At 69.9% G+C, this 25,929-nt stretch carries 20 protein-coding genes; 7 read left to right on the top strand and 13 right to left on the bottom strand.

What is annotated here, in order from left to right; all coding sequences use genetic code 11:
- Nucleotides 1-374 precede the first annotated feature (374 nt).
- Entirely contained in the window at nucleotides 375-2,081 is a 1,707-nt protein-coding gene (locus ACG02S_RS21775; RefSeq protein ID WP_394472591.1) for a diguanylate cyclase, read from the bottom strand.
- A 38-nt stretch (nucleotides 2,082-2,119) separates the two neighbouring features.
- On the opposite strand from ACG02S_RS21775, the gene ACG02S_RS21770 reads away from it, so the two are divergent.
- Nucleotides 2,120-2,932: a DUF429 domain-containing protein gene (locus ACG02S_RS21770; protein WP_394472590.1), complete on the top strand. Its 813-nt coding sequence runs from the start codon at nucleotides 2,120-2,122 to the stop codon at nucleotides 2,930-2,932.
- On the opposite strand, the gene ACG02S_RS21765 is transcribed toward ACG02S_RS21770, so the two are convergent.
- The 3 genes from ACG02S_RS21765 to ACG02S_RS21755 are packed head-to-tail and all read right to left on the bottom strand — an operon-like array spanning nucleotide 2,878 to nucleotide 6,318.
- The gene (locus ACG02S_RS21765; protein ID WP_394472589.1) at nucleotides 2,878-3,624 is read right to left on the bottom strand and encodes an ABC transporter ATP-binding protein; all 747 of its coding nucleotides are present in this window, start codon (nucleotides 3,622-3,624) and stop codon (nucleotides 2,878-2,880) included. The two genes, ACG02S_RS21770 and ACG02S_RS21765, sit on opposite strands and share 55 nt — an antisense overlap.
- Entirely contained in the window at nucleotides 3,621-5,267 is a 1,647-nt protein-coding gene (locus ACG02S_RS21760) for an ABC transporter permease (protein ID WP_394472588.1), read from the bottom strand. The genes ACG02S_RS21765 and ACG02S_RS21760 overlap by 4 nt, the downstream gene beginning before the upstream one ends.
- Before the next feature lie 7 nt (nucleotides 5,268-5,274).
- Nucleotides 5,275-6,318, bottom strand: coding sequence for a Fe(3+) ABC transporter substrate-binding protein (locus ACG02S_RS21755; protein ID WP_394472587.1), 1,044 nt, complete (start codon nucleotides 6,316-6,318; stop codon nucleotides 5,275-5,277).
- A gap of 98 nt (nucleotides 6,319-6,416) precedes the next feature.
- Here ACG02S_RS21755 and ACG02S_RS21750 point away from each other — a divergent pair, with 98 nt between their 5' ends.
- The 4 genes from ACG02S_RS21750 to ACG02S_RS21735 all read left to right on the top strand — a co-directional run bounded on the left by ACG02S_RS21750 (nucleotide 6,417) and on the right by ACG02S_RS21735 (nucleotide 13,466).
- The gene (locus ACG02S_RS21750; RefSeq protein ID WP_394472586.1) at nucleotides 6,417-7,727 is read left to right on the top strand and encodes a BNR repeat-containing protein; all 1,311 of its coding nucleotides are present in this window, start codon (nucleotides 6,417-6,419) and stop codon (nucleotides 7,725-7,727) included.
- Between the two features lie 96 nt (nucleotides 7,728-7,823).
- Entirely contained in the window at nucleotides 7,824-11,063 is a 3,240-nt protein-coding gene (locus tag ACG02S_RS21745) for a glycoside hydrolase family 2 TIM barrel-domain containing protein (protein ID WP_394472585.1), read from the top strand.
- Nucleotides 11,064-11,065: 2 nt separating this feature from the next.
- Nucleotides 11,066-12,202 (top strand): glycoside hydrolase family 88/105 protein, encoded by a 1,137-nt coding sequence (locus tag ACG02S_RS21740; RefSeq protein ID WP_394472584.1) that lies wholly within the window; start codon nucleotides 11,066-11,068, stop codon nucleotides 12,200-12,202.
- A 10-nt stretch (nucleotides 12,203-12,212) separates the two neighbouring features.
- A complete protein-coding gene (locus tag ACG02S_RS21735; RefSeq protein WP_394472583.1) occupies nucleotides 12,213-13,466 on the top strand; it encodes a DUF2264 domain-containing protein in 1,254 nt (417 codons plus the stop codon).
- Nucleotides 13,467-13,473: 7 nt separating this feature from the next.
- Here ACG02S_RS21735 and ACG02S_RS21730 read toward each other — a convergent pair whose 3' ends face one another.
- The 6 genes from ACG02S_RS21730 to ACG02S_RS21705 form a co-directional block, all read right to left on the bottom strand.
- On the bottom strand, nucleotides 13,474-14,307 hold the full coding sequence (locus ACG02S_RS21730) for a metallophosphoesterase (RefSeq protein ID WP_394472582.1): 834 nt from the start codon (nucleotides 14,305-14,307) through the stop codon (nucleotides 13,474-13,476).
- Between the two features lie 199 nt (nucleotides 14,308-14,506).
- Entirely contained in the window at nucleotides 14,507-14,686 is a 180-nt protein-coding gene (locus tag ACG02S_RS21725) for a BAR domain-containing protein (RefSeq protein WP_394472581.1), read from the bottom strand.
- A gap of 433 nt (nucleotides 14,687-15,119) precedes the next feature.
- Nucleotides 15,120-16,040: an arginase gene (gene rocF / locus ACG02S_RS21720; RefSeq protein ID WP_394472580.1), complete on the bottom strand. Its 921-nt coding sequence runs from the start codon at nucleotides 16,038-16,040 to the stop codon at nucleotides 15,120-15,122.
- Nucleotides 16,037-16,903: an LOG family protein gene (locus tag ACG02S_RS21715; RefSeq protein WP_394472579.1), complete on the bottom strand. Its 867-nt coding sequence runs from the start codon at nucleotides 16,901-16,903 to the stop codon at nucleotides 16,037-16,039. Before ACG02S_RS21715 ends, rocF begins: the two co-directional genes overlap by 4 nt.
- Nucleotides 16,904-16,970: 67 nt before the next feature.
- Entirely contained in the window at nucleotides 16,971-17,720 is a 750-nt protein-coding gene (locus ACG02S_RS21710) for a HesA/MoeB/ThiF family protein (protein WP_394472578.1), read from the bottom strand.
- Nucleotides 17,717-18,637 (bottom strand): LysR family transcriptional regulator, encoded by a 921-nt coding sequence (locus ACG02S_RS21705; protein WP_394472577.1) that lies wholly within the window; start codon nucleotides 18,635-18,637, stop codon nucleotides 17,717-17,719. Before ACG02S_RS21705 ends, ACG02S_RS21710 begins: the two co-directional genes overlap by 4 nt.
- 73 nt (nucleotides 18,638-18,710) lie before the next feature.
- Here ACG02S_RS21705 and ACG02S_RS21700 point away from each other — a divergent pair, with 73 nt between their 5' ends.
- Nucleotides 18,711-19,877, top strand: a complete 1,167-nt coding sequence (locus ACG02S_RS21700; protein WP_394472576.1) for an MFS transporter — start codon at nucleotides 18,711-18,713, stop codon at nucleotides 19,875-19,877.
- A gap of 80 nt (nucleotides 19,878-19,957) precedes the next feature.
- On the opposite strand, the gene ACG02S_RS21695 is transcribed toward ACG02S_RS21700, so the two are convergent.
- On the bottom strand, nucleotides 19,958-21,397 hold the full coding sequence (locus ACG02S_RS21695) for a S41 family peptidase (RefSeq protein ID WP_394472575.1): 1,440 nt from the start codon (nucleotides 21,395-21,397) through the stop codon (nucleotides 19,958-19,960).
- Between the two features lie 172 nt (nucleotides 21,398-21,569).
- Here ACG02S_RS21695 and pelA point away from each other — a divergent pair, with 172 nt between their 5' ends.
- Nucleotides 21,570-22,859 carry a pectate lyase gene (gene pelA, locus ACG02S_RS21690; protein ID WP_394472574.1) on the top strand — a complete coding sequence of 430 codons (1,290 nt, stop codon included), beginning with the start codon at nucleotides 21,570-21,572 and terminating at the stop codon, nucleotides 22,857-22,859.
- 198 nt (nucleotides 22,860-23,057) lie between these two features.
- Here pelA and ACG02S_RS21685 read toward each other — a convergent pair whose 3' ends face one another.
- Nucleotides 23,058-24,497, bottom strand: coding sequence for an aldehyde dehydrogenase family protein (locus ACG02S_RS21685; protein ID WP_394472573.1), 1,440 nt, complete (start codon nucleotides 24,495-24,497; stop codon nucleotides 23,058-23,060).
- 16 nt (nucleotides 24,498-24,513) lie between these two features.
- Nucleotides 24,514-25,842: a glucarate dehydratase gene (gudD, locus tag ACG02S_RS21680; RefSeq protein WP_394472572.1), complete on the bottom strand. Its 1,329-nt coding sequence runs from the start codon at nucleotides 25,840-25,842 to the stop codon at nucleotides 24,514-24,516.
- Between the last annotated feature and the right edge of the window lie 87 nt (nucleotides 25,843-25,929).

Genomic DNA, 25,929 nt, shown 5'->3' with positions numbered 1-25,929 from the left:
CGGGCGTGGACTCGGCTCATGCGACTTTGACGACCGACTGCTCGGCCTTGAGGGTTCGGATCAACTCTCGCAGCACGTCCCTGGCTTTGAACAAGGCCCAGCTGCGAACGGGAACATGATCACATGGGACCCAACATGTAAGAGCCCGGTGTTGGGCTGAGCCAGCGGAATTCAACGTTTCGCTTTTCCTGCGTCAGCCAGCCAAGCAAAGCCGGCCGTCGACGGCACCAAATGCCGGCGGTCGCCCGAGAAGATGAGGCCGGCGCGTGTGGCCACAGCGACGGCAAACATTCATCAGCGTCCCCCGTCACCCCGCGCCACGTCGGCGGGTTCCACCCATCCGGTGCCCTCTACGCAGTCGGCCGGCACCCGCCTCAATCCACATGCACCCGGTTGCGCCCGCTGCGCTTGGCCGCGTAGAGCGCATGGTCGGCGCGGTGCAGCAGCGTGTCGGCAGCCTGCGGCGGCATGCCGCCGGCGATGCCCACGCTGATGCGCACGACCAGCCCCGGCGTGACGGCGGCCCAGTCGTGCTCGACCACGGCCAACCGCAGCCGCTCGCAGATCTCGGCTGCCTGTGGTGGGGCGATGCCCACCAGCACGGCCAGGAACTCCTCGCCGCCCACGCGTGCCAGCAGGTCGGCGCTGCGCAGCCGGTGGCGCAGCAGCTGGGCGAGTTGCTGCAGCACGGCGTCGCCCACGGCGTGGCCGTGGCTGTCGTTGATGCGCTTGAAATGGTCCACATCGATTGCGGCGACGCTGATGACCTGGCCGGCCACGCGGGCGCCCTCGACCAGCAGCGGCAACGCGAACTCCGCGTGGCGCCGGTTGTGCAGGCCGGTCAGCACGTCCTCATGGGCGGCGCGGTCCAGCGCCATCGCGTGTTCGCGCAGGCGCTGCTGCTCGTGCTCCAGGTGCGCCGCGCGGGCGCGCTCGCGGCGGGCGTCTGCGGTGGCGCTGTCAGCGCGTGCCTGGGCCTGCGCCACCTGGTCCTGGATCAGGATGATCTCGGTCTGCAACACCAGGTTGTCACGGTTGATCTGGCGGTCCAGCGCCATTAGTTCTTCTAGCCGGGCCAGGGCCTCGCGGAACTGGCCGCAGGCCTTGTGCGTCTGGTACAGCGAGCGCAGCAGCAGCCGGCGCAGCTGCGGCGGCGGCTGGGTGGCGGCGCCCAGCAGCGCCTGCAGGATGCGGGCGGCCTGCTGTGGCTCGCCGCGCAGGCGCAGGAACAGCGCACGCTGAGCATCGGCCTCGATGGCCAAGGTGCGGTAGCCGTGGTCGTGGGCCAGGTGGCCGAACTCGTTGAGCAACGGCAGGGCTTCGTCCAGCAGGTCGCCGGCCAGCAGCGCGTTGACGAGGTTGGACAGCGACACCGCCACCTGGAACGAACTGCCCGACTGGCGCGCCAGCGTCGTGGCCTGCTCGGCGGTGTAGCGGGCGCTGGCGATGGCGGCGGTCTTCGCGGTGGCGTCGTCGCTCTCGGTCGCGTCCTCCACGCGGCGCAGCCAGAAGTAGGCCAGGTTGTTGTGGCACGAGAACAGCACCTCGGCGTTGCAGGCGGTGCTGGCGATCTCCAGCGCCTGTTCGGCCGACGTGCAGGCCTGCGCGGGATTGGACAGGCTGGCGTAGGCGATGCCCACGCGGTTCAGCGCCCAGGCCTCGCGCACCGCATCGCCGCAGCGGCGCGCGGCGGCGAGCGCCTTCATGCCGGCCTGCAGCGCTTCGCTGCCCATCAGCAGCTGCGCGTAGACGAAGGCCTGCGAGGTCAGCGCATCGGCGCGCAGCGGGTCGTCGGCCAGCGTGTCCGCCAGTGCCAGCGCCAGCGTTGCGCAGCGGACGCTCGCCGTGAGCTTGCCCTGGCGCGGGTACTGGTGGGCCAGCAAGGCCAGCACCGTGGCGCGGCGGCGCAGATCGGCGTCCGGGCAGGTGGCCAGCAGCTGCTCCAACGCGTCGTTGGAGGCATCGTAGGCGCCCGCGGACGCCAGCTGGTGCAGCTCGGCCAGGCGCGCGTCGAAGGCGTCGGCATCGAAGCCGGCGTCCGCGGGCGCGGGCAGGGTGGGGACGTCGAGCAGGGCGGGCATGGGTTGAGCCCATTCTGCACACCCGCAGAATGCGGGCCATGTCAGACATCACGGTTTTCGGTATCGACTTCACAAGTGCACCCGGCGCGCGCAAGCCCATCCGCGTTGCGTCGGGCACCCGTCACGGGGCCGTGGTGCGGCTGAGCGGATTGACAGCGCTGGACAGCCTGGACGGGTTCTCCGCCTGGCTGGCCCGGCCCGGGCCCTGGGTGGCCGGCTTCGACCTGCCGTTCGGCCTGCCGCGCGAGCTGGTGGCGCAGTTGGGCTGGCCGACCGACTACGCCGCGCTGATGGCGCACTACGCGGCGATGAGCCGAGCCGACATCCGCGACCGGTTCGCCGCCTTCTGCGATGCGCGCCCGGTGGGGGCCAAGTTCGCGCACCGCGCCTGCGATGGTCCTGCCGGCGCCAGCCCCAGCATGAAGTGGGTCAACCCGCCGGTGGCGTGGATGCTGCACGCGGGCGTGCCGCGGCTGATCGCGGCGGGCGTGCATCTGCCGGGGCTGCTGACGGGCGACGAGACACGCGTCGCGCTGGAGGCGTACCCGGGCCTGCTGGCGCGCGAGCTGGTCGCACGGCGCTCGTACAAGAGCGACAGCAAGGCCGCGCAGACGCCCGAGCGGCTGATTGCCCGCAAGGACATCGTCGACGCGCTGGAGCAGGGCCGCACACGCCTGGGCTTGCGGCTCAAGCTCAGCCACGCGCAGCGCGACACGCTGGTGGCAGACGCCAGCGGCGACAGCTTGGACGCGGTGCTGGCGATGCTGCAGGCGGCTTGGGCGGCAGCGCAGCCGCGCTACGGCTGGCCGTCCGACGTGGACCCGCTGGAGGGCTGGATCGCCAGCGCCTGAGCGTCGGCCGCGGGCCGCGTGGCCTGCCAAGACGCCAGCCGGCCGGCACCCATGACGCCCATGAAGTCGGCGAAGCGGGCGCCCTCGTCGGCGTTGTGGGTCACCAGCAGCGCCGTCTGGCGCGCGACGCGCAGCAGGTCGCGCACCTCGGCGGTGAGGCGCTCGCGCGAGCCGCCGTCCAGGCTGGAGAAGGGCTCGTCCAGCAGCAGCAGCGCCGGCCTGGTCGCCAGAGCGCGGGCCAGTGCAATGCGCTGCTGCTGGCCGCCCGACAGCTCGTGCGGATGCCGGTGGCCCAGTTCGGGCAGGCCCACCAGTGCCAGCATCTCGGCGACGCGCGCGGTCCGCTCGGTCGCAGCCAGCCGGCGCAGTCCGAAGCCAACGTTCTGCGCCGCGCTGAGGTGCGGGAACAGCGCGTAGTCTTGGAACATCAGGCCGACATGGCGCTTCTCGGGCGGCACGTGGGCGGTGGCGGACGACACCCGCTCGCTGCCGATGCGGATCTGCCCGCCGCGCGCCGGCTCGAAGCCGGCGATGGCGCGCAGCAGCGTGGACTTGCCGCAGCCCGACGGCCCCAGCAGGCAGCCGATCTGGCCGGCGGCCAGCGACAGCGACAGGCCTTGCACGACGGGCTTGAAGCCGTCGCGCCCGTCGTAGCCAAGGGCCAGGTCTTCGATGTGCAGTGCAGCGCTCATGCGCTCCTTTCCGTGATCGCGGCCATCGAACTGCGCGACAGCAGCACCACCGGCAGCAGGCCCGCGGCCACGATGGCCAGCGCGGCGATGGCGCCTTCCTCATAAGTGCCGCGTGCGGCCTCGGCGTACAGCAGCGTCGCCAGCGTCTCGAAGTTGGCGGGCCGCAGCAGCAGCGTGGCGGGCAGCTCCTTCATCGCGTCGACGAACACCAGCAGCGCGCCCGACAGCAGCGCGGGCCGCAGCAGCGGCAGGTGAACGCGGCGCAGCGTGCCGGTGACGGTCTCGCCCAGAGCCCGCGCGCTGTGCTCCAGCGAGGGCGGGATGCGCGCCAGGCCCGCCTCGATGCCGCCCACCGGCATGGCCAGGAAGCGGATGGCGCAGGCCACCACCAGCACGATGCCGGTGCTCATCAGCGGCAGCGAGCGCAGGCCCAGCAGGTCGGCCAGCGCATGGTCGGCGGCGAGCGCGGGCGTCAGCAGGCCGATGGCCAGCACGGTGCCAGGCAGCGCATAGCCCATGGACGCCAGTCGCGCCTGCCAGTGGTCGCGGTTGGCGACGCTGCCCTGGCTGCGGCCGGCCCACGCCACCGCCAGGCCGGCTGCCAGCGTGGCGGCGGTGACGCCCAGCGCCAGCCCGAGCGTGTTGACGAGGCCGGCCACCAGGCCCTCGGAGATGCCGCTGCCCTGTAGCAGCCGCTCGGCCGTCTCCCACGCCAGGTAGGCGGCGGGTGCCGCGAAGCCCAGCAGCACCGGCAAGCTCATGGCGACGGTCGCGCCCCAGGCGCGCGCGCCCTGCAGCCGGCGCGGCTGGATGCCGGCCATGCGGCGCGTGGAGCCGAAGCGCTGGTGGCGCCGGCCCTGGCGCTCCAGCCAGATCAGCGCGAACACGGCCACCAGGGACGCGCAGGCCAGCTGTGCGGCGCCGGCCAGGTCGGAGCGCGTGATCCAGGTGCTGTAGATCGCCACCGTCAGCGTCTGCACGCCGAGAAACTCGGACGCGCCAATGTCGTTCAGCGTCTCCAGCAGCGCCAGGCTGACGCCCACCGCCAGCGCCGGCCGCGTCAGCGGCAGCGCCACTCGGCGGAACGCGCCCCAGCGCGTCTCGCCCAGCGACTGTGCGGCTTCCAGCAGGTGCGCCGGCAGCGTGGCAAACAGCGCGCGGGCGGTCAGGTAGACGTAGGGGTACAGCACCAGCCCCAGCAGCGCGATGGCGCCGGGCAGGGAGCGCAGGTCGGGCAGCCGGAGCTGGCGCGGGCTGTCGAAGCCCAGCACCCAGCGGATGGCACCCTGCACCGGGCCGATGGGATGCAGCAGGTCCAAGTAGGCGAACGCGACGATGTAGGTCGGCATGGCCAGCGGCAGCAGCAGCGCCCAGTGCAGCACGCCGCGGCCGGGAAAGTCATAGGCCGTGACGACCCAGGCGCAGGCGGTGCCGATCAGCAGCACCAGGGTGCCGACGCCGGCCATCAGCAGGGCGGTGTTCCAGGCCGCGTCGGGCAGCACGTGGGCGGCCAGATGCAGCCAGTGCTGGAACTCGCCGCCCAGCGCCAGCCATGCCAGGTTCAGCGCCGGTGCGGCGACGCCCAGCGCGATGGCGATGGACGCCGCCCGCCACAGCGGCCCGACGGACCGCAGGTGTTTCACGTGCGGCTCAGCGGTCGAAGCCGACCTTGTCGATCAGCGCGCTGGCCTGCTTGCGGTACTTCGCGATCTCGGCGACGGACAGCGTGTCGGGCTTGACCTCGCCGATGGTGGCGGCGATGACCGGGTCCAGCGCCACGCCAGCGCGCACTGGGTACTCGTAGTTGGCCTGGGCGTACATGGCCTGGGCCGGCTCGGAGGTCAGGAACTCCAGCAGCTTCACGGCGTTGGCGCGCTGCGGGGCGTGTTTGGCCAGGGACGCCCCGGTGATGTTGACGTGCGTGCCGCCGCTCTTGGCGAACGTGGGCTTGATGACCTTGATGGCATCGCCCCACTTGCGCGCGTCGCTGCCTTCCTTGGAGGTCTTCATCTGGCCCACGTAATAGGAGTTGGCGATGCCGATGTCGCAGATGCCGCCCAGGATGTCGCGCGCCACGTCGCGGTCGCCGCCGGCGGCCTTGCGAGCCAGGTTGGCCTTCAGGCCCTGCAGCCACTTCTCGGTGGCGGCCTCGCCGCTGTGCGCCAGCATGGCGGCGACCAGCGCGGTGTTGTACGGGTGCTGGCCGGCGCGGGTGCAGACCTTGCCCTTCCACTTCGGCGCGGCCAAGTCCTCGTAGCGCAACGCGGTCAGCTGCAGGTTCTTGTCGGCATACAGCACGCGGGCGCGCATGGACAGCGAGAACCACTGCCCGTCGGCACCGCGTAGCTGCGACGGTATGGCCGCTTCCAGCGCTGCGGACTTGACGGGCTGCGTGACGCCGCCCTCCACCAGGTCCAGCAGGTTGCCCACGTCCACGGTCATCAGCACGTCGGCCGGCGAGCGCGTGCCCTCGGCCTTCACGCGCTCCAGCAGGCCGTCCTTCACGAACACGGTGTTCACCTCCACGCCGGTGCGCGCGGTGAAGGCGGCCAGCAGCGGCTTGACGAGGCCGGGCTCGCGGGTGGTGTACAGCGTCACTTCCTCGGCGGCTTGGGCGGGCAGGGCGGCGGCCAGGCACAGCGCGGCCGCGGCGAACACGGTGCGGCGGGCAGGGGCGCGGAGGAAAGCGGGCATTCGATGACTCCAGGAGGGGTGGCGGTAGTTGAGAATGATTGTCACCTGAGTGGAGGAAGGCCTTGCGTGCTGCGGGGCCTCGGATCGAAATGATGAAGATGACGTTGACATTCCTGACGGCGGCGCTGCTGGCCGGATGCGCGGGTGCGCCGCCCGCAGCGGTGGAGCCTGGGGTGACGGTGGTGGACGTGACCGACGGCTGGGCGCGCAACTCCGTCAACGCGGTGGTGTTCCGCAAGAACTCGCTCGTCACGCACGGCGACCAGCAGTACGTGGCCTTCTACGACGCCGACGCCCGCCTCGTGCTGGGCCGGCGCCAGCTCGGCAGCGACGCGTGGACGCTGAAGACCACGCCATTCACCGGCAACGCGCGCGACGCGCACAACAGCATCAGCCTCATGGTGGACGGGGCGGGCTACCTGCATGTCGCCTGGGACCACCACAACAACGCGTTGCGCTACGCGCGCAGCCTGCAGCCCGGCGGGCTGGTGCTGAGCGACAAGCTGCCCATGACCGGGCGGGACGAGCGCTCGGTGTCCTACCCCGAGTTCTACCGCCAGCCCGATGGCGGCCTGCTGTTCTTCTACCGTGACGGCGGCTCGGGCCGGGGCAACCTGGTCATCAACCGCTACGACACGGCCACGCAGGCGTGGACGCGGCTGCACGCCAACCTCATCAGCGGCGAGGGCCGGCGCAACGCCTACTGGCAGGCGCACCAGGACCACCGCGGTACGCTGCATGTGTCGTGGGTGTGGCGCGAGTCGCCCGACGTGGCCAGCAACCACGACCTGGCCTATGCCCGCTCGCGCGACGGGGGGCGAAGCTGGGAGAGGTCGGATGGCCGGCCTTATACGCTCCCCATCACCGCAGCAAGCGCCGAGGTCGCGGCACGCATCCCGCAGGGCAGCGAGCTGATCAACCAGACCTCCATGTCCGCCGACCGCGACGGCAACCCGTTCATCGCCAGCTATTGGCGGCGCGCCGGCAGCACGGTGCCGCAGTACCAGCTGGTCTACCAGCGCGGCGGCGCGTGGCGGGAGATGGAGCTGGGCTTTCGCCGCACGCCCTTCACGCTGAGCGGCGGCGGCACCAAGGCGATTCCGATCTCGCGGCCGCAGGTGATGGTGAGCCTGGAGGGCGAGCGTCCCACGGCGCTGCTGGTTTTCCGCGACGCGGAGCGCGGCAGCCGCGTGTCGGTCGCCCAGATCCACGACGTTGACACACCGCGCTGGACCGTTCGCGACCTGACCACCGAGCCGGTCGGTGCTTGGGAGCCCAGCTTCGACACCGAGCTGTGGCGCCTGCGCGGCACGCTGAACCTGTTCCTGCAGACCGTGCAGCAGGTGGACGGCGAAGGCACGGCCGACGTGCCGCCCAGCAAGGTGCGAGTGCTGCAGTGGCGGCCCTGACTTTCGTATAGCTCGCGCGGTCTTTTTCATACCTCGCGTGGCCGCACCAAAACTACGCTGCCCGACCCCGTAGATCCAAGAGACAAGGACGAAAGCGTGCGGATAAAAATTGCTGCGGTCCCGCTGGGCGTGGTGTTGCTGCTGACGGCGATCGCCGGCGCCAGTGCCCAGGCGCCGCGCGTGCACCCCGTGCAGGTGGACGCCTCGCGGCCCGACTGGGAGAACCCGGCGGTGTTCGCCCGCGGCAAGCTGCCGGCCGCGGCCACGCACTTCGCTTTCGAGAGCCGCGCCGCGGCGCTGGCGGGCGACAAGACGCGCTCGGCCCGTTACCAGACGCTGGACGGGCTGTGGGCCTTCCACTTCTCGCCGTCGGCCGATGCGGTGCCGGCGGGCTTCGAGCAGCCCGGCTATGACGTGTCCGCCTGGAAGCCCCTCAAGGTGCCGGCTATGTGGCAGGCCGAGGGCTACGACCAGCCGCGCTACAACAACATCACCTACCCGCACTCGGCCAACCGGCCGCTCATCCCGCACGGCACCAACCCGGTGGGCTCGTACCGCAAGAGCTTCGAGATCCCGGCCGGCTGGGCGGGGCAGGATGTGATCCTGCACATCGGCGCGGCCGGCTCGGCCTACCGCGTGTGGGTCAACGGTGTGGAGGCGGGCTACTCGGAAGACTCCAAGCTGCCCAGCGAGTTCGACATCACGCGGCTGCTGAAGCCGGGGCAGACCAACACGGTGGCGATGCAGATCCACCGCTGGTCCGACGGCTCGTACCTGGAGGACCAGGACTTCTGGCGCGTGTCGGGCATCGAGCGCTCGGTCTACCTGAAAGCGGTGCCGCAGGTCCGGCTGACGGACCTGTTCGTGCGCGCGGGCTTGGACCAGTCGTACCGCGACGGCGTGCTGTCGACCGACCTGGCGCTCACCGCGCGCAGCGCACCTGTCCAGCTGCGCATGACGCTGCTGGACGGCGACCGGCCGGTGCTGTCGCGGGAGGCCGCCGTGCCCGCGGGTGCGGCGACGACGCAGGTGCTGACGGCCCCGGTCCCCGGCGTGCGCCACTGGACGGCCGAGACGCCGCACCTCTACACGCTGCTGGTCGAGTTGTTCGATATGCAGGGCCGGCTGGTGCAGGCCACGCCGCAGCGCATCGGCTTCCGCATGGTGGAGATCAAGGACGGGCTGGTGGCCGTCAACGGCCGGCCCATCACCATCCGCGGCATTAACCGGCACGAGCACGACCCCGAGACCTTCCACGTCATCTCGGAAGCCTCCATGCGCCGCGACATGGAGCTGATGAAGCGCAACAACTTCAACGCGGTGCGCACCTCGCACTACCCGAACGCCGAGCTTTGGTACGCGCTGGCCGACGAGGTCGGCATGTACGTGATGGACGAGGCCAACATCGAGAGCCACGCCTACATGGACCACGGCAATCGTTTCCCCGAGCGGCGCGCGGAGCTGCAGCTGGGCTACGACCCCGCGTGGGAAGCCGCGCACGTGAGCCGCGTGCTGAACATGGTGGAGCGCGACAAGAACCACCCGTCCGTCATCTTCTGGTCGCTGGGCAACGAGGCGGGCATCGGCCCCACGTTCGAGAAGGCTGCAGCCGAAGCACGCAAGCGCGACCCGTCGCGGCTGATCTCCTACCTCGGGTGGGGCACGCTGGACTGGAGCCACGAGCCCAACGCCTATGTGGACATCTACGCGCCGATGTACGACGACATCGAGAAGATGGTGGACTGGGCGCTGGACCCGACGCGCAAGCAGCCCATGATCCAGTGCGAGTACGCCCACATGCAGGGCAACTCAGGTGGCAACTTCAAGGACTACTGGGACACCATCTACAAGTACCCGAACAAGCTGCAGGGAGGCTTCATCTGGGACTGGGTGGACCAGTCGATGTACCGGTATACGAAGGACGGCCGGCGCTACTGGGGCGACGGTGGCGAGTACGGCCCCAACCCGGGCGGCGACATCGAGTTCGGCGACGGCCTGATCCAGCCCGACCGCACGCCCAACCCGCACCTGTACGAGGTGCAAAAGGTGTTGTCGCCCATCCAATTCGAGGCCTTCGACGCGAAGGCGGGCACGGTGGTCGTGCGCAACCGGCACGACTTCATCGACCTGTCGGGCTTCACGTTCGAGTGGGTGCTGCTGGAGAACGGTGTCGGCATCGCCACCGGCACGCTGTCAGGGCTGAAGACCCCGGCACGCGCGGCACAGACGCTGCCGCTGCCAGTCCATCTGCACCAGCGCAAGCCGGGTGCCGAGTACCTCGTCACAGTGCGCGCCAAAGCACGGGCCGGCAGTGTGCCGCTGGTGCCCGAAGGCCATGTCGTCGGCTGGGAACAGTTCGCCGTTTCGCCGGTGGTCCTCACGCTGGCGAAGCCCGCGCCCGGCGCGGTGCAGCTGACCGAGAGCGCCGAGGCGACCACGCTGTCGGCCGCCGGCGTCACGCTGGCGCTGGACCGCAAGACCGGCCTGTTGACGCGTTACGGCACGGCGAACCGGCCACTGCTCAGCGGCGGCCGGCCCAACTTCTTCCGCGCCGAGACCGACAACGACACGCTGACCGGCACGGTCAGGCAGCAGGGCGCCTGGAAGCTGATGACCGAGCAGCGCCAGCTGCGTGACCTCACCGCGCGGCGCCTGCCCGGCGGCGGGGCCGAGGTCGTCGTGCATCACGCGCTGGGCGCCGGTGCGGCGCGCTTCGTCACCACGTACACCATGCACGGCGACGGTGCCGTGGACGTGCAGGGCCAGCTCACGCCGCTGAAGAGCGACCTGCCGCCGCCGGTGCGCGTGGGCCTGTGGTTCGACACGCCGCAGGCGCTCACCACCGTGGGCTGGTACGGCCGCGGCCCGCATGAAAGCTATGTGGACCGCAAGACCGGCGCTGCCATAGGCCTGTGGCGCGGTGCCATCGCCGAACAGCACCACGACTACATGCGCCCGCAGGACACCGGCAACAAGGTGGACGTGCGCTGGCTGGAGCTGTCCGGCAGTGACAGCAGCGGCGGCGGTGTGCGCGTGGAGGGCCGTCAGCTGCTGATGGTCAACGCGCTGGCGTTCCCGTACAGCGACCTGTACCGCCGCCCGCCCGGCACCTGGAAAAGCAGCGATATCCAGCCGCGCGCGCAGGGCTCGCTGTTGATCGACGGCGCGCAATGGGGTGTGGGGGGCGACAACACCTGGAGCTTTGTCGGCCAGCCCCACATGCAATACCGCACCCGGCTGGAGCCCACGACCGTGGCCTTCCGCCTGCGGCCTTTCGACGGCGCCGGCACCACGCCCGACAAGTCACAGCCCGCCCAGGCCACCACCACGCAATGACCATGAAGCTGACTTCTCTTTTCACCGGCCTCCTGCTGAGCTTGAGCCTCGGCCTGGCCGGCTGCGCCGCGCCGCCGGCCAACACGACCACCCGCGCCGATGTCGTTGCCGCCATTGACAAGGCCAACAGCTACTGGATGGCCCGCACGCCAGCCACCGAGTGGGCGTTCTGGAACGTCGCGGCGTACCACACGGGCAACCTGGAAGCCTGGCGCGTCACCGGCAACGACAGCTACCTGCGCTACACACAGGCGTGGGCAGAGCACAACCAGTGGCAGGGCGCCAAGTCCACCGACAAGGCGCGCTGGAAGTACAGCTACGGCGAGACCGACGACTACGTGTTGTTCGGCGACTGGCAGATCTGCTTCCAGGTGTATGCCGACCTCTACCTGCTGGACAAGGACCCGCGCAAGATCGCCCGTGCGCGCGAGGTGATGGAGTACCAGATGTCCACGCCTCAGAGCGATTACTGGTGGTGGGCCGATGGCCTCTACATGGTCATGCCCGTGATGACCAAGCTGCACAACATCACCGGCAACCGGCAGTACTTGGACAAGCTGCACGCGTACTACAGCCACGCCAGCAGCATCATGTACGACCCGGCGGAGAAGCTGTACTACCGCGACGCGAAGTACGTCTACCCGAAGCACAAGAGCGCCAATGGCAAGAAGGACTTCTGGGCGCGCGGCGACGGCTGGGTGTTCGCGGGCCTCGCGCGCGTGCTGGCCGAGCTGCCGGCGGACGATCCGCACCGCGCCGAGTACCAGCAGCGCTTCCGCGACATGGCGCAGGCGCTGCTGCCGCTGCAGCAGTCCGACGGCTACTGGACGCGCAGCCTGATGGACCCCGCCCATGCGCCCGGCCCCGAGACCAGCGGCACCGCCTTCTTCACCTACGGCCTGCTGTGGGGCGTCAACGCCGGCCTGTTGCCGCGCGACACCTACCTGCCGGCCGCGCAGCGCGGCTGGCGCTACCTGACGACCGTGGCGCTGCAACCGGACGGCCGGCTCGGCTATGTACAGCCCATCGGCGAGCGCGCCATACCCGGCCAGGTGGTGGACGTGAACTCGACGGCGCACTTCGGCGTCGGCGCCTTTCTGCTGGCCGGGGCAGAGATGGTCCGCCTGCTCGACAAGTAAAGGATCAGCGATGGAACGACGCCACTTCATGCGCGCTGCAGCCGCGGGCTCGGCCCTGCTGGCCGCCAGCCAGACCCCGCGCGCGGCCCCGGCCGCCGCTTCCGGCCATGACCGCGCCTACCTGCTGAAGCTGATGCAGCAGATGGCCGAGCCGGTGCTGGAGCCGATGTCCCAGGGCCAGCTGAAGCAGAAGTTCGTGCTGGAGCTGAGCCCCACCTGGGACGGCCGCGACCGCTCCGTCGCCTACCTCGAAGCCTTCGGTCGGCTGATGTCCGGCATCGCGCCCTGGCTGGCGCTGCCGGCGGACGACACCGCCGAGGGGCAGTTGCGCCGCCGCCTGCAGCAGCAGGCGCTGCAGAGCTATGCGCATTCGGTCGACCCCAAGAGCCCCGACTGCCTGACCTGGAAGGGCCAGGGCCAGGCGCTGGTGGATTCCGCCTACTTCACCAACGCGCTGATGCGCGCACCCAAGACCTTGTGGGAGCCGCTGGACGCCACCACGAAGGCGCGTATCGTCACCGAGATCAAGGGCCTGCGCGGCATCGAAGTGCCCAACATCAACTGGCTGCTGTTCGCGGCGATGAACGAGGCCTGGCTGCTGTCCATCGGCGAGGCGCACGACCCGATGCGCATGAATGCGGCCATCCGCAAGATCAACGAGTGGTACATCGGTGACGGCTGGATCAAGGACGGCGCGGACTTCCACTTCGACTACTACGGCTCCTACGTGATGCACCCCATGCTGATCGAGGTGCTGGAGGTGCTGGTGGCCCGCAAGGCGCCGTTCTGGGGGGCGAAGCCGGCCGAGTTGCTGGCGCAGGCCACCAAGCGCGCGCAGCGCTTCTGCGAGCACCTGGAGCGCTTCATTGGCCCCGAGGGCACCTACCCGCCCATCGGCCGCTCGCTGACCTACCGCACCGCCGTGTTCCAGCCGCTGGCCTTGCTGGCCTTGCGCAAGCAGCTGCCGGCCTCGCTGCCCGAGGGCCAGGTGCGCGCGGCGCTGCACGCGGCGCACGTGGCGATCTGGGACGGCCCCAGCAACTTCAACGCGGCCGGCTACCTGAACATCGGCTTCCGCGGTCCACAGCCCGAGCTGGGCGACTGGTACTCCAACAACGGCAGCATGTACATCGCCGCTGCCGGCCTGCTTGCTCTCGGCCTGCCTGCCAGCGACAGCTACTGGACCGCACCGGCCGAGGACTGGACGCAGAAGAAGGCCTTCAGCAGCGCCCGGTTTCCAAAGGACTACCCCGTCGCCTACTGAGTGGCCGTCAGAGGTCGCGGATGATCTCGGGCTCGCCGGCCAGCGCCAGGTGGCTGACCAGCGGCAGCCCCGGCCCCCAGGCGTGGACGAGCCAGCCGGCCGGCTCCAGCGCCAGCGCCAGCGGCGCGCCGGGGCGCAGGTCCAGCGCCAGCTGGTGGGCGGTGGACGGCGCGCTGACGACGCTGGCGTGCGCGATGCGGCCCAGCGTCAGGCGGTGCAGGTGGCCGCAGACGACCCGCTGCACCTGCGGGTGGGCGGCAATCAGCGCCTCGAAGCCCGCCAGGCCCTGATGAAGACTCATCCCGTCCATGACCTCCAGCCCGGTCGCATGCGGCGGGTGGTGCAGCGCCACCAGCGTGGGCACGTCCGGCCGCGCGGCCAGCAGCGCCTGTGCATGTGCCAACTTGGATTCATCCAGGCCGCCCTCGGGGTGGCCGCAGACGAGGCTGTCCAGCACCACCAGCCGCAGCGGGCCGGGCAGGTCCAGCGCGTACTGGATGGCGGTTGCGCCGGGTTCACCGCACAGCACGCCGGAGAGGCCGCAGAACATGTCCTGCAGCGGCTCGCGGGCGTCGTGATTGCCGGGCAGCAGCGCCAGCGGCAGGCCCGCGTCCAGCAGCGGCGCCAGCAGCGCGCGGAGGTTGGCGTACTCGGCCGGGTGGCCGGCGTCCACCAGGTCGCCGCTGATGAGCACCGCGACCGGACGCGGCTGCAGTCGCAGCAGGCGGTCCACCGCATGGCGCAGCGCGGCGGCGGTGTCGATGCGGCCGGAGATGAGCCGGCCCGGGTGGGTGATGTGGGGGTCGCTGAGCTGGACCAGCAGGTAGGGCGTGACGTCCATGCCCGCCACTCTACCGGTGCAAGTGAGCGGCGCGGGCCGCTGCTCCGAGGGGAAAACTCACTTCCGCATCTGGTCGCGTTTGCCATCTGCGCAGCAGGGCGCCGGTTTCAGGCACTGCAGAGCGCCTGGTCCGGTGTGACTGGGTCAGCCGTTTCGGCAACTTGGGCAGCACATCGCCGGTGTGGCATGCAACGACGGCTCAAGGCTGCATGGCGACCGTTGCCAGCGTGAGGGAACGGATGCGGCCGTCCACGGTGTGAGGATCGACCTTGCCGTCCGGCCGTAGCCGGATGGCTTCGAAGCTACGGAAAAAATCTTCAGCAAGCTGCGCGGCGAAGTGCACTTCCCCTGCCTGAAGCAGCTCCCTGGCCAGGAACACCCGATCCGTGAGATCTTGGATCTCTTCCTCGGACTACTCCCTCATCGACATCCCCTCTGGGTTCGTACATGCCGGCGAAGCTTCCGATCCACGGGCCAATGATTGTCGTAGTCATCCGCGCCACGAGTTCCTCAGCGCTCATGCGCTGAGGAACTCGTCGGCACTACCCCTGGGATCTTCCTGCGGCGAGTTGAGCTTGGTCCTACCAGCCCCATCGGATCAACCGCCCAGCGCACCGGCGGCCTCGCACATCGGCTCACTGGCCCTTGGGCACCCAGACACCGATGCCGAGCGACCGCAATACGGCCGAAACCGTGAACTCATCACTTTGCTGCGACCGTCCGGACCCGCTGCACAGCCGCCCACCGGTAGGCGACTGCTCAGCTTGCCGAACTGTGAGGCAAGCATCGCCGGGCTGCGCAGCAGGGCAAGTTCACTTCCGCATCAGCGTGCTTTTGCCGAACAGAGACTCGATCAGGTCTACCGCCACCAGCGCCGTCTGGTTGCGCACGTCCAACGCCGGGTTCAGCTCCATGATGTCCAGCGAGGCCATGCGGCCCGTGTCGTGGATCATCTCCATGCACAGGTGCGCCTCGCGGTAGGTGGGGCCGCCGCCGACTGTGGTGCCGACGCCGGGCGCCATCACCGGGTCCAGGAAGTCGACGTCGAAGCTGACGTGCAGGTGGGTGTTGTCGTCCAGCGTGGCCAGCGCCAGCTCCATGGTGTGGCGCATGCCCATCTCGTCGATGAAGCGCATGTCGAACACTTCGAGGTCGTGCTCGTGCACGAAGGCGCGCTCGCCCTCGTCGACGCTGCGGATGCCGATCTGGCGCACCCACTTGGGCGAAATGGCCGGCACGTGCCCACCGATTTCCGTCAGCTCCTGCGGGCCGAAGCCACACAGGCACGCCACCGGCATGCCGTGGATGTTGCCGCTGGGGGTCAGCGCGCTGGTGTTGAAGTCGGTGTGCGCGTCCAGCCACAGCACGCGCAGCTTCTTTCCGACGTCGCGGCAGTGGTGGGCCACAGCGGCGATGGAGCCCAGCCCCAGGCAGTGGTCGCCGCCCAGCAGGATGGGCATGCGGCCGGTCTTCAGCTCGGCGTAGACGGCGTCGTGCACACTGGTGTTCCAGGCCACCACCTCGTCCAGGTGGCGGTACCCGCCGGTGGGCGGCTGCCAGGGGTTGGACGGGCCCAGCAGGTTGCCGCGGTCCAGCACGTCCACGCCACGCGCGCGCAGAGCCTCGGCCAGCCCGGCCACGCGGATGGCCTCGGGGCCCATGCTGGCGCCGCGCGCGCCAGCGCCGATGTCGGTGGGGGCGCCGATGAGGGAGACGTTTCGAAGCTTGGTCATGGCTTGGCGAGTTCAGGTTGAGCCTGCAGCACTTCCCAGGCCTCCTCGGCCGTCTCCACGTAGTGGAAGAGTTTCTCGTCGCCCGGACTGATCATGCCGGTCTCGAGGAGCAGGTCGATGTTGAGCAGCCGGGTCCAGAACTCGCGCCCGAACAGCAGGATGGGGCGCGGCCGGCTCTTCTTGGTCTGGATCAGCGTCAGCGTCTCGAACAGTTCGTCCAGCGTGCCGAAGCCGCCGGGGAAGCACACCAGTGCGATGGCGCGCATCAGGAAGTGCATCTTGCGCAGGCCGAAGTAGTGGAAGCGAAAGCACAGTTCCGGCGTGATGTAGGGGTTGGGGTACTGCTCATGCGGCAACACGATGTTCAGCCCGACGCTTTTGCCGCCCACCTCGTAGGCGCCGCGGTTGCCAGCCTCCATGATGCCGGGGCCGCCGCCCGTGGCGATGACCACCGGCCGCTCGTGACTGGCGCAGGTGCTCGTCGCGATCTGCGCGAAGCGGCGGGCCTCTTCGTAGTAGCGGCTCATCGCCAGCTTGCTGCGTGCCTGGCGCAGGGCGGCCTCGTCGCCGCTCTGCTCGGCGGCGGCCAGCAACGCGCGCGCGGACTCCTCAGGCAGGATGCGCGCACTGCCGAAGATGACGATAGTGGACTTGACGCCCTGTTCGTTCAGCAGCAGCTCGGGCTTCATCAGCTCCAGCTGCATGCGCACATGGCGCATGTCCTGGCGCAGCAGGAATTGTTCGTCGCTGAACGCCAGCTGGTAGGCGCTGCCCGGGCCGTCGTACTCGGGGTGGGGCTGCAGCGCGCGGGCCTCTTCCTTGGCTGTGGGGAAGTTGCGCGTCGGGGCTTCGGTGGACTTCATGAACGGGAATGATTGTGGGCAGGGCGGGGCAGGATTTTCTGCCCCAATGAGGGGTGTCGGCCGGATTTCATCCGGCACTGCAGACGCTGCAGGCGGGGTCGCGCTGCATGGCGATCTCGCTCCACTGCATACGCCGGCCGTCCAGCATCAGCAGCCGGCCGGTCAGCGGCTCACCGATGTGGGCCAGCAGCTTCAGCGCCTCGGCTGCCTGCAGGCTGCCGATGATCCCGACGAGGGGCGCGAACACGCCCATCGTCGAGCAGGCCGCGTCCTCGAAGCCAGACTCCGGCGGGAACACACACGCGTAGCAGGGCTGCGTGCCGCTGCGGCTGTCATAGACGCTGATCTGGCCGTCGAACCCGATGGCGGCGCCCGAAACCAAGGGCTTGCCATGGCGCACGCAGTCGGCGTTGACGAGGTGGCGGGTGGCGAAGTTGTCGCTGCAGTCGATGACCACATCGGCCCGCGGCACTTCCTCGTCCAGCAGAGCGGCATCGGCCTTGACGGCCAGCGCGTGCACCTGCACGCCGGGGTTCAGCGCGGCCATGCGGGCGGCGGCGGACTCGACCTTGGGCTGGTCCAGGCTGGCCATGTCGTGCGCTATCTGGCGCTGCAGGTTGGTCAGCGACACGGTGTCGTGGTCCATCAGTGTGATGCGGCCCACGCCGGCCGATGCCAGGTACAGCGCCACCGGCGAGCCGAGGCCACCGGCGCCAATGACCAGTGCGCTGGCGTCCCGCAGCCGCTGCTGGCCTTCGATGCCGATCTCGTCCAGCAGCAGGTGGCGCGAGTAGCGCAGCAGGTCGTCGTCGGTCATGGCGGCAGCATATCGGGCCAGAGTGGCTCGCTCATGCTGCGCCGCATGGCCTCGATGAAGTAGCGCAGCCGGGCGGTGGGTGCCGGCGGGTTGGGGTAGAGCAGCTGCACCGGCAGCGCCGGCCCGCGCCAGTCGGGCAGCAGGCGCACCAGCCGGCCCGTCTCGATGTCCTGCCGCACCGACCAACCCGACAACAGCGCCGCGCCCAGACCCAGCCGGGCGGCCTCGCGTGCGGCGTACAGGCTGTCGGTGGCCAGCGCGGGGCGGATGCCCAGGCGCTCGCGCACGCCGTCGTCGCGCACCAGCTGCAGCTCCTGGCGATAGAAGGTGGAGAGCGCAATCCAGTTCAGCGCGGCCAGGTCTTCGGGCGTTTCGATGCAGCGCCCGGCCACGAGTGACGGCGCGGCCACCAGCACCCGCGGCACCTGCGCCAGCGGGATGGCCACGACCGCGCCCTCCGCACGCCCGCCCACGCGGATGGCGCAGTCCAGCCCCTTCTCGATGAAGTTGGGCGTGGCGTCGTCCAGCAGCCATTCCACGCGCAGTCCGGGCGCGTCCTTCAACGCCTGCACCAGCGGCGCCACGAGGTGCTCCTGCCCGAAGGCATGCGGCACCTGCACCCGCAGCAGGCCCTCGGGCCGGGCGGGCTCGGCACGCAGCGACTGCTCGAAGTCCTCCCAGTCCGCCGCCAGCGCCTTGGCGCGGGCCAGCGCCCGTTCGCCGGTCTGGGTCAGCCTCAGCGCGTGGGTGGAGCGCTGCAGCAGCGGCTGGCCGAACTGCTGCTCCAGCGCCTGCAAGCGCCGGCTGACCGTGGGCTGCGTGGTTCCGAGCTGGCGCGCCGCGGCCGACAGGCTGCCTGCCTCGACGATGCGGATGAAGGTCTGCATCAACAGCAGCCGGTCTGACGATGAACTCATGCGCCAAGCGTATGGCAGTCAGTCGTGTTCTGCACCTACCCGGGGTCGGGCATGGACGACACACTGCCGTCCCATGACATCGACATCCCCGCCACCCCCGCTCGGCACCGCGCTGACCCTGCTGCTCGCCACGGCCACCGGCCTGGCGGTGGCATCCCTCTATTACGTGCAGCCCCTGCTGGGCCTGCTTTCCACGCAGTTCGGCGTGGGCAGCGCCGCCATCGGCCTGCTGCCCACGCTGACGCAACTGGGATACGGCGTGGCCATCCTGCTGCTGTCGCCGCTGGGTGACCGCTACGACCGCCGCCGCATCATCGTCATCAAGGCCGCAGCGCTGGTGGCGGCACTGGCGTTCACCGCCGCGGCGCCCAGCTTCGCGGTGCTGTGCCTGGCCAGCATCGCCATCGGCCTGGCGGCGACGCTGGCGCAAGACCTGGTGCCGGCCGCCGCCACACTGGCGCCCGAAGCCCAGCGCGGCCAGCGCGTGGGCCAGGTCATGACCGGGCTGCTGCTGGGTATCCTGCTGTCGCGCGTGGCGGCCGGCGCGGTGGCGGCGGTGGCGGGCTGGCGGGCCGTGTACGCCGGAGCGGCGCTGGCTGTCGCGCTGCTGATCCCGCTGCTGTGGCGCGGCCTGCCGCGCTTCCAGCCGGCCACGCAGGCGGGTTATGGCGAGCTGCTGCTGTCAATGGCCCGGCTGTGGACGACGCATGCGCCGCTGCGCCGCGCGGCGCTGGCGCAGGGGCTGCTGAGCGTGGCCTTCAGCGCGTTCTGGTCGACGCTGGCGCTGGTGCTGGCGGGGTCCGAGTTCGGCCAGGGCAGCGCCGTGGCGGGCGCCTTCGGGCTGGCAGGCGCGGCCGGCGCGCTGGTGGCGCCACTGGCTGGCGGGCTGGCCGACCGGCGCGGCCCGCAGGCCGTCATCCGCGCGGGCGCGCTGCTGGTGTTCGTCGCGTTTGCCGCGCAGGCGCTGGCACCGGCCTCGCTATGGCTGCTGGTGGTCGTGGCCGTCGTGTTCGACCTGGGCGTGCAGGCGGCGCTTGTGTCGCACCAGAGCGTGGTCTACAGCCTGGACCCGGCCTCCCGCAGCCGGCTGAATGCGGTGCTGGTCAGCGTGATGTTCGCCGGCATGGCAGCAGGTGCGGCGCTGGGCTCGGCGTTGCTGGCCAGCTTCGGCTGGCGGGCGGTGCCAGCACTGGGTGCGGCGGCGGCGCTGGGCGCGCTGGCGATCACCCGCCGGCGCTGACCTATCGCCAGCACCAAGGACGCAAAAAAAAGGGCCTCTTGCGAGGCCCTGGCGTGCTTGAAAAAAGTCAGTCGTTGTCGTTATGGGGTCGTGGTCGACGGGGCTTCGGCCTTGCGTTCGACGGCGGTCTTCGAGGCGATGACCGGCTGGCCCTTCAGTTGGTTCAGCGCCTGCACCAGCGGGAAGTCTTCGGCCGAGCCGAATTCCGGCAGCGGCTTCGGCGGCTCGGCGCGCTTGGCGTACTCGGCCTCCAGCTTGGCACGGGCTTCCTCGCGTGCCTTCTGGCGAGCTTCGTTGTCCTCGGGGCCGTTGTTCAGGTGCTTTTCAAGGTCGGCCTCGCGCATGCGCAGCGCGGCGAAGACATTGCCTTCGGCGGTCTCGTCCAGCAGCACGTCGGGCACGATTCCCTTGGCCTGGATGGCGCGACCGTTGGGCGTGTAGTAGCGCGCGGTGGTGATCTTCAGCGCGGTCTCCGGGCCGAGCTGGCGCACGGTCTGCACCGAGCCCTTGCCGAAGGTCTGAGCGCCCATGATGGTGGCGCGCTTGTGGTCTTGCAGCGCGCCGGCGACGATCTCGCTGGCGCTGGCCGAACCCTCGTTGACCAGCACCACCAGCGGCACGTTCTTCAACGCGGCGGGCAGGCGCTTGAGCGGGTCGTCGCTGGCGCGACGGCGGTAGTCCTCCGGCGTAGCCTTGTAGCTGGCCTTGGACTCGGCGATCTGGCCGTTGGTGGAAACCACCTCGACGTTGCGCGGCAGGAAGGCCGCCGACACGGCGATGGCGCCGTCCAGCAGGCCGCCCGGGTCGTTGCGCAGGTCCAGCACCAGACCCTTCAGGTTAGGTTCCTGCTTGTAGATCTCTTCGAGCTTCTTGGCGAAGTCGTCGACCGTGCGGTCCTGGAACTGGCTGATGCGCAGCCAAGCGTAGCCGGGCTCGATGACCTTGGAGCGCACGCTCTGGACCTTGATCTCCTCGCGCATGATAGTCACGGGGAAGGTGCGGTTCTCGGCCTTGCGGTAGATGGTGAGGCTGACCTTGGTGGCCGGGTCGCCGCGCATCTTCTTGACGGCCTGGTCGATGGACAGACCGCGCACGGCGGTGTCGTCGATGCGGCTGATCAGGTCGCCGCTCTTCAGGCCGGCGCGGAAGGCGGGCGAGCCCTCGATGGGGGAGACGATCTTGACCAGGCCGTCTTCCATGCCGATCTCGATGCCCACGCCGACGAACTTGCCGGACGTACCCTCGCGGAATTCCTTGAAGGTCTTCTTGTCGAAGAACTGGGAGTGCGGGTCCAGGCCGGACACCATGCCGCCGATCGCGTCGTTGATCAGCTTCTTCTCGTCGACGGCCTCGACGTACTCCGCCTTGACCAGGCCGAACACCGCGGCCAGCTGTTGCATCTCTTCGAGGGGGAGGGGGGAAAGGCTGCTGCGCGCGTTCGCCTGCAGTTGCATCGTGGTGAGTGCACCTGCGACGGCCCCGAGGGCAACCCAACCAGCGACTTTCAATCTGGAGCTCATGAGGCGAGTCCTGTCATCAACAAAGCCCTGTCGAAACCGCTTGACAGGTGTAGGCCGAGTGTACCCGGGGGTGCATTTGCGGCACGTCGATTTACCCGACAGAAACCCTTCAATCCCAGTCTGCAGTGATGAAATGCGCGGGTGTTACCCCCGCACGCAAACCACGACAAATATGAGACTTCTGCGCCGCTTTCTGCCCCTTGTCTTTGCGCTCGCCAGCCCCACATTCGCGGCCCAGATCGGCGTCATCCCGCCGGCCGAACCGCTGACGGCGCAGCGCGTCGCGGCGCTGCCGGTCGCGCTGCGTAGCGCCTGGCAGGACTACCTGGCGCGCTCCGACGCCCAACGCAAGCTCGACCAGGCCGCGCTCGCCGCCGAGCGCCGCGGGCTGACGCAGCTACCGGCCTCGCCGCGCAGCGGCAATGGCCCGGCGTCGATGCCGCTGGACCAGTCGGCCGGCTGGTACGCAGGCGATGCCGCCGTGGCGGTGGCCCGCAACATCCTGAGCTACCAGACGCCGGCCGGCGGCTGGGGCAAGAACCAGCCGCGCGACGGCGAGCCGCGCCAGCCGGGCCAGACCTGGGTGGCCGACGGCAACCCCAAGGCGCCCGCGCCGGGCGACTTCGACAAGCCCGGCAGCTGGAGCTATGTCGGCACCATCGACAACGACGCGACGACCTGGGAGATCCGCTTTCTGGCGCGCGTGGCGGCGGCCCACCCGGGCGAGGCCGGCGCGGTGTACCGCGCAGCAGCAGAGCGCGGCCTGCGCTACCTGCTGGCCGCGCAGTTCCCCAACGGTGGCTGGCCGCAGGTGTGGCCGCTGCAGGGCGGCTATCACGACGCCATCACGCTGAACGACAACGCGATGATCGACGTCATGGAGCTTTTGGGCACTGCGTCGCGCGGCGATGCCGGCTTCGACTTCCTGAGCGCGGCGCAACGCGGCGAGCTCGCCGCCGCCGAGGCGCGTGCGGTGGAGTTGCTGCTGGCCATGCAGATCCGCATCGACGGCAAGCCCACGCTGTGGGCCCAGCAGCACGACGTGCTGACGCTGGCCCCCACGTCGGCGCGCAACTACGAGCCGCCCGCGCTGAGCAGCGGCGAGAGCGGCCGCGTGCTGGCCTACCTGATGAGCATAACCAAGCCGACGCCGGCCGTCGTTGAGGCGGTGAAGGGTGGCGTCGCGATGCTGAAGCAGCTCGCCGTGAAGGACCGTGCCTGGGTCATGGTGGATGCGGTGCAGGGCAAGCGGCTGATCGAGCAGCCCGGCGCCGGCCCGCTGTGGGCGCGCTACTACGACGCGACGACGCTGAAGCCGGTGTTCGGCGACCGCGACAAGAGCCTGCACGACGACGTGCACGACATCAGCGCCGAGCGCCGCCGCGGCTACGCCTGGTGGGGCAACTGGCCGCAGAAGACCGTCGACGCCTACGAGGCGTGGCTGGCTAAACCCGCCTCCTGAGTTCGAACCGCGCGATGTTGCCCACGACGAACAGGTAGCGGCTCAAAGCCGCGAGCGCGCCTTGCTCGCGGCGCCGGGATGGGCCTGCGAGGCGGTGGTGGTGTTCATGGAGGTCTTCGGGCCATGCAGCGGCTGCGCCTCTTGCTGGGCGTTCGCGCCAACAAAGGGAAGGGGCCCGACACGGCGGGCCCCGAGGGATCAGGCCTGCGTGTAGGCCGTCTTCACGGTCGTGTAGAACTCGGCGGCATGGCGGCCCTGCTCGCGTGGCCCGTAGCTGGAGCCCTTGCGGCCGCCGAAGGGCACGTGATAGTCCACGCCCGCTGTCGGCAGGTTGACCATCACCATGCCGGCTTGCGCGTGGCGCTTGAAGTGCGTGGCGTGCTTCAGTGACGTGGTGGCAATGCCGGACGCCAGACCGAACGGCGAGTCGTTGGCCAGGGCCAGCGCTTCGTCGTAGTTCTTCGCCCGCATCACGCTGACGACGGGGCCGAAGACCTCTTCCTTGTTGATCCGCATCGCGGCCGTCGTGTTGGTGATCAGCGCTGGCGTCAGGTAGAAGCCCGGCGCGCCGTCGGCGTTGGTCTCGACGCGCTGGCCGCCGTGCGCCAGCGTGCCCCCTTCATCCTGGGCAATGCCGAGGTAGTCGGTGTCCTGGCGCAGCTGGCTGGCGTCGACGACGGGGCCGATGTCGGTGCCGGCCTTGCGCGCGTCGTCCACTTTCAGTGACTTCATCTTCTCGACCATGGCTGCGACGAAGCGGTCGTGGATGCCTTCGGTGACGATGAGGCGGGACGACGCCGTGCAGCGCTGGCCGGTGGAGAAGAAGCCGCTGTTGACAGCGGCATTCACGGCCACGCCCAGGTCGGCGTCGTCCAGCACGACCATGGGGTTCTTGCCGCCCATCTCCAGCTGGAACTTCGCCATGCGGGCGACCGCAGCTGTTGCGACCTTTTGGCCGGTGGCGACCGAGCCGGTGAAGCTGATGGCCGCCACGCGCGGGTCGTGCAGCAGCTTCTCGCCAACCACCGAGCCGCGGCCCATGACGAGGTTGAACACGCCGGCCGGCAGGCCCGAGCGCGACAGAATCTCCGCCAGTGCCCAGGCCGAGCCGGGCACTAGGTCGGCCGGCTTGAAGACGACGCAGTTGCCGTATGCCAGCGCCGGCGCGATCTTCCAGGCCGGGATGGCGATGGGGAAGTTCCACGGTGTGATGAGGCCCACGACGCCGATGGCCTCACGCGTGACCTCGACGCCCACGCCGGGGCGCACCGATGGCATGGTCTCGCCGCCCGGGCGCAGCGCCTCGCCGGCGAAGAACTTGAAGATGTAGCCGGCGCGGCCGGCTTCGCCGATGGCCTCGGGCAGCGTCTTGCCTTCCTCCCGGGCCAGCAGGTCGCCCAGTTCGGCGCGGCGCGCCAGGATCTCGGTACCTACGGCGTCGAGGATGTCGAAGCGCTGCTGCGGCGTGGACAGGCTCCAGGCCGGGAAGGCAGCGGTGGCGGCCGTGATGGCCAGCTCGGCCTGGGCCGCGTCGGCCTGAGCGTATTCGCCGACGAGGTCGCGCGTGTCGGACGGGTTGATGTTGCGGGAGACGGCGGCGCCGTCCAGCCATTCGCCGTTGATGAGGTTCTTGAACATGGGTACTGCTTTCAGTTCAACGGTCCAGTGCGGGCCGCTTGGGGTTGAAGGTCCAGCCGGGGATCAGGTACTGCATCGCGATCGCGTCGTCGCGGGCGCCCAGGCCGTGTTGCTTGTACAACGCGTGGGCCTTCTCGACCTCGGCCATGTCCAGCTCCACGCCCAGACCCGGCTTCTTTGGCACCTGCACATGGCCGCCCACGATCTGCAGCGGCTCTTTCGTCAGCCGCTGGCCGTCCTGCCAGATCCAGTGCGTGTCGATGGCCGTGACCTTGCCGGGCGCCGCAGCGCCGACGTGCGTGAACATCGCCAGCGAGATGTCGAAGTGGTTGTTGGAATGCGAGCCCCAGGTCAGGCCCCAGTCGCGGCACGTCTGCGCCACGCGCACCGAGCCGGCCATGGTCCAGAAATGCGGGTCGGCCAGCGGGATGTCCACGCTCTGCAGCGACAGCGCGTGCGTGAGCTGGCGCCAGTCGGTGGCGACCATGTTGGTGGCAGTCAGCAGGCCGGTGGCGCGGCGGAACTCGGCCATCACCTCGCGGCCCGAGAAGCCGTCCTCGGCGCCGCAGGGGTCTTCCGCATAGGCCAGCACGCCCTTCATGTCGCGCATCAGCCGGATCGCGTCCTTCAGCCGCCAGCCGCCGTTCGGGTCCAGCGTCACGCGGGCGTCCGGGAAGCGCTCGTGCAGCGCGCGGATGGCGAGGACTTCCTCATCGCCGCGAAGCACGCCGCCCTTGAGCTTGAAATCGTTGAAGCCGTAGCGCGCGCGTGCGGCCTCGGCAAGCCGCACGATGGCCTCGGGGGTCAATGCCACTTCGTGGCGCAGGCGGGACCAGTCGTTGTCGGCTCCGGGCTCCGAGTGGTAGGGCAGATCGGTCTTGGTGCGGTCGCCGACGTAGAACAGGTAGCCCAGCATCTCGACGGCGTCGCGCTGCTGGCCTTCGCCGAGCAGCGCCGCCACCGGCACTCCCAGGTGCTGGCCCAGCAAGTCCAGCATCGCCGACTCGATGGCCGTGACGGCGTGGATGGTGGTGCGCAGGTCGAAGGTCTGCAGGCCGCGGCCGCCGCTGTCGCGGTCGGCGAAAGCCTGCTGGATCTGCTGCAGCAGGCCCTGGTGGGCGCCAATGGGCTGGCCGACGACCAGCGGGCGCGCGTCCTCCAGCGTCTGGCGGATCTTCTCGCCACCGGGCACCTCGCCGACGCCGGTGTTGCCCGCGCTGTCGGTCAGGATCAGCAGGTTTCGGGTGAAGAACGGCGCATGTGCGCCGCTGAGATTGAGCAGCATGCCGTCGCGCCCGGCAACCGGGATGACGCGCAGCTCTTGGATGACGGGGGTGGAGTTCATGGGAGTCCAGGGGCGTGGTGCCTTCCCCAGCGGCACCCATGGAGCTGGCTCTGCCAGGCCATCGGGTGCGCCCCCTTTGAGGGGGCT

It is taken from the genome of Pelomonas dachongensis, assembly GCF_043555865.1.
GTDB lineage: Bacteria > Pseudomonadota > Gammaproteobacteria > Burkholderiales > Burkholderiaceae_C > Pelomonas > Pelomonas dachongensis.
This window is presented reverse-complemented; position numbering and strand designations above follow the sequence as displayed.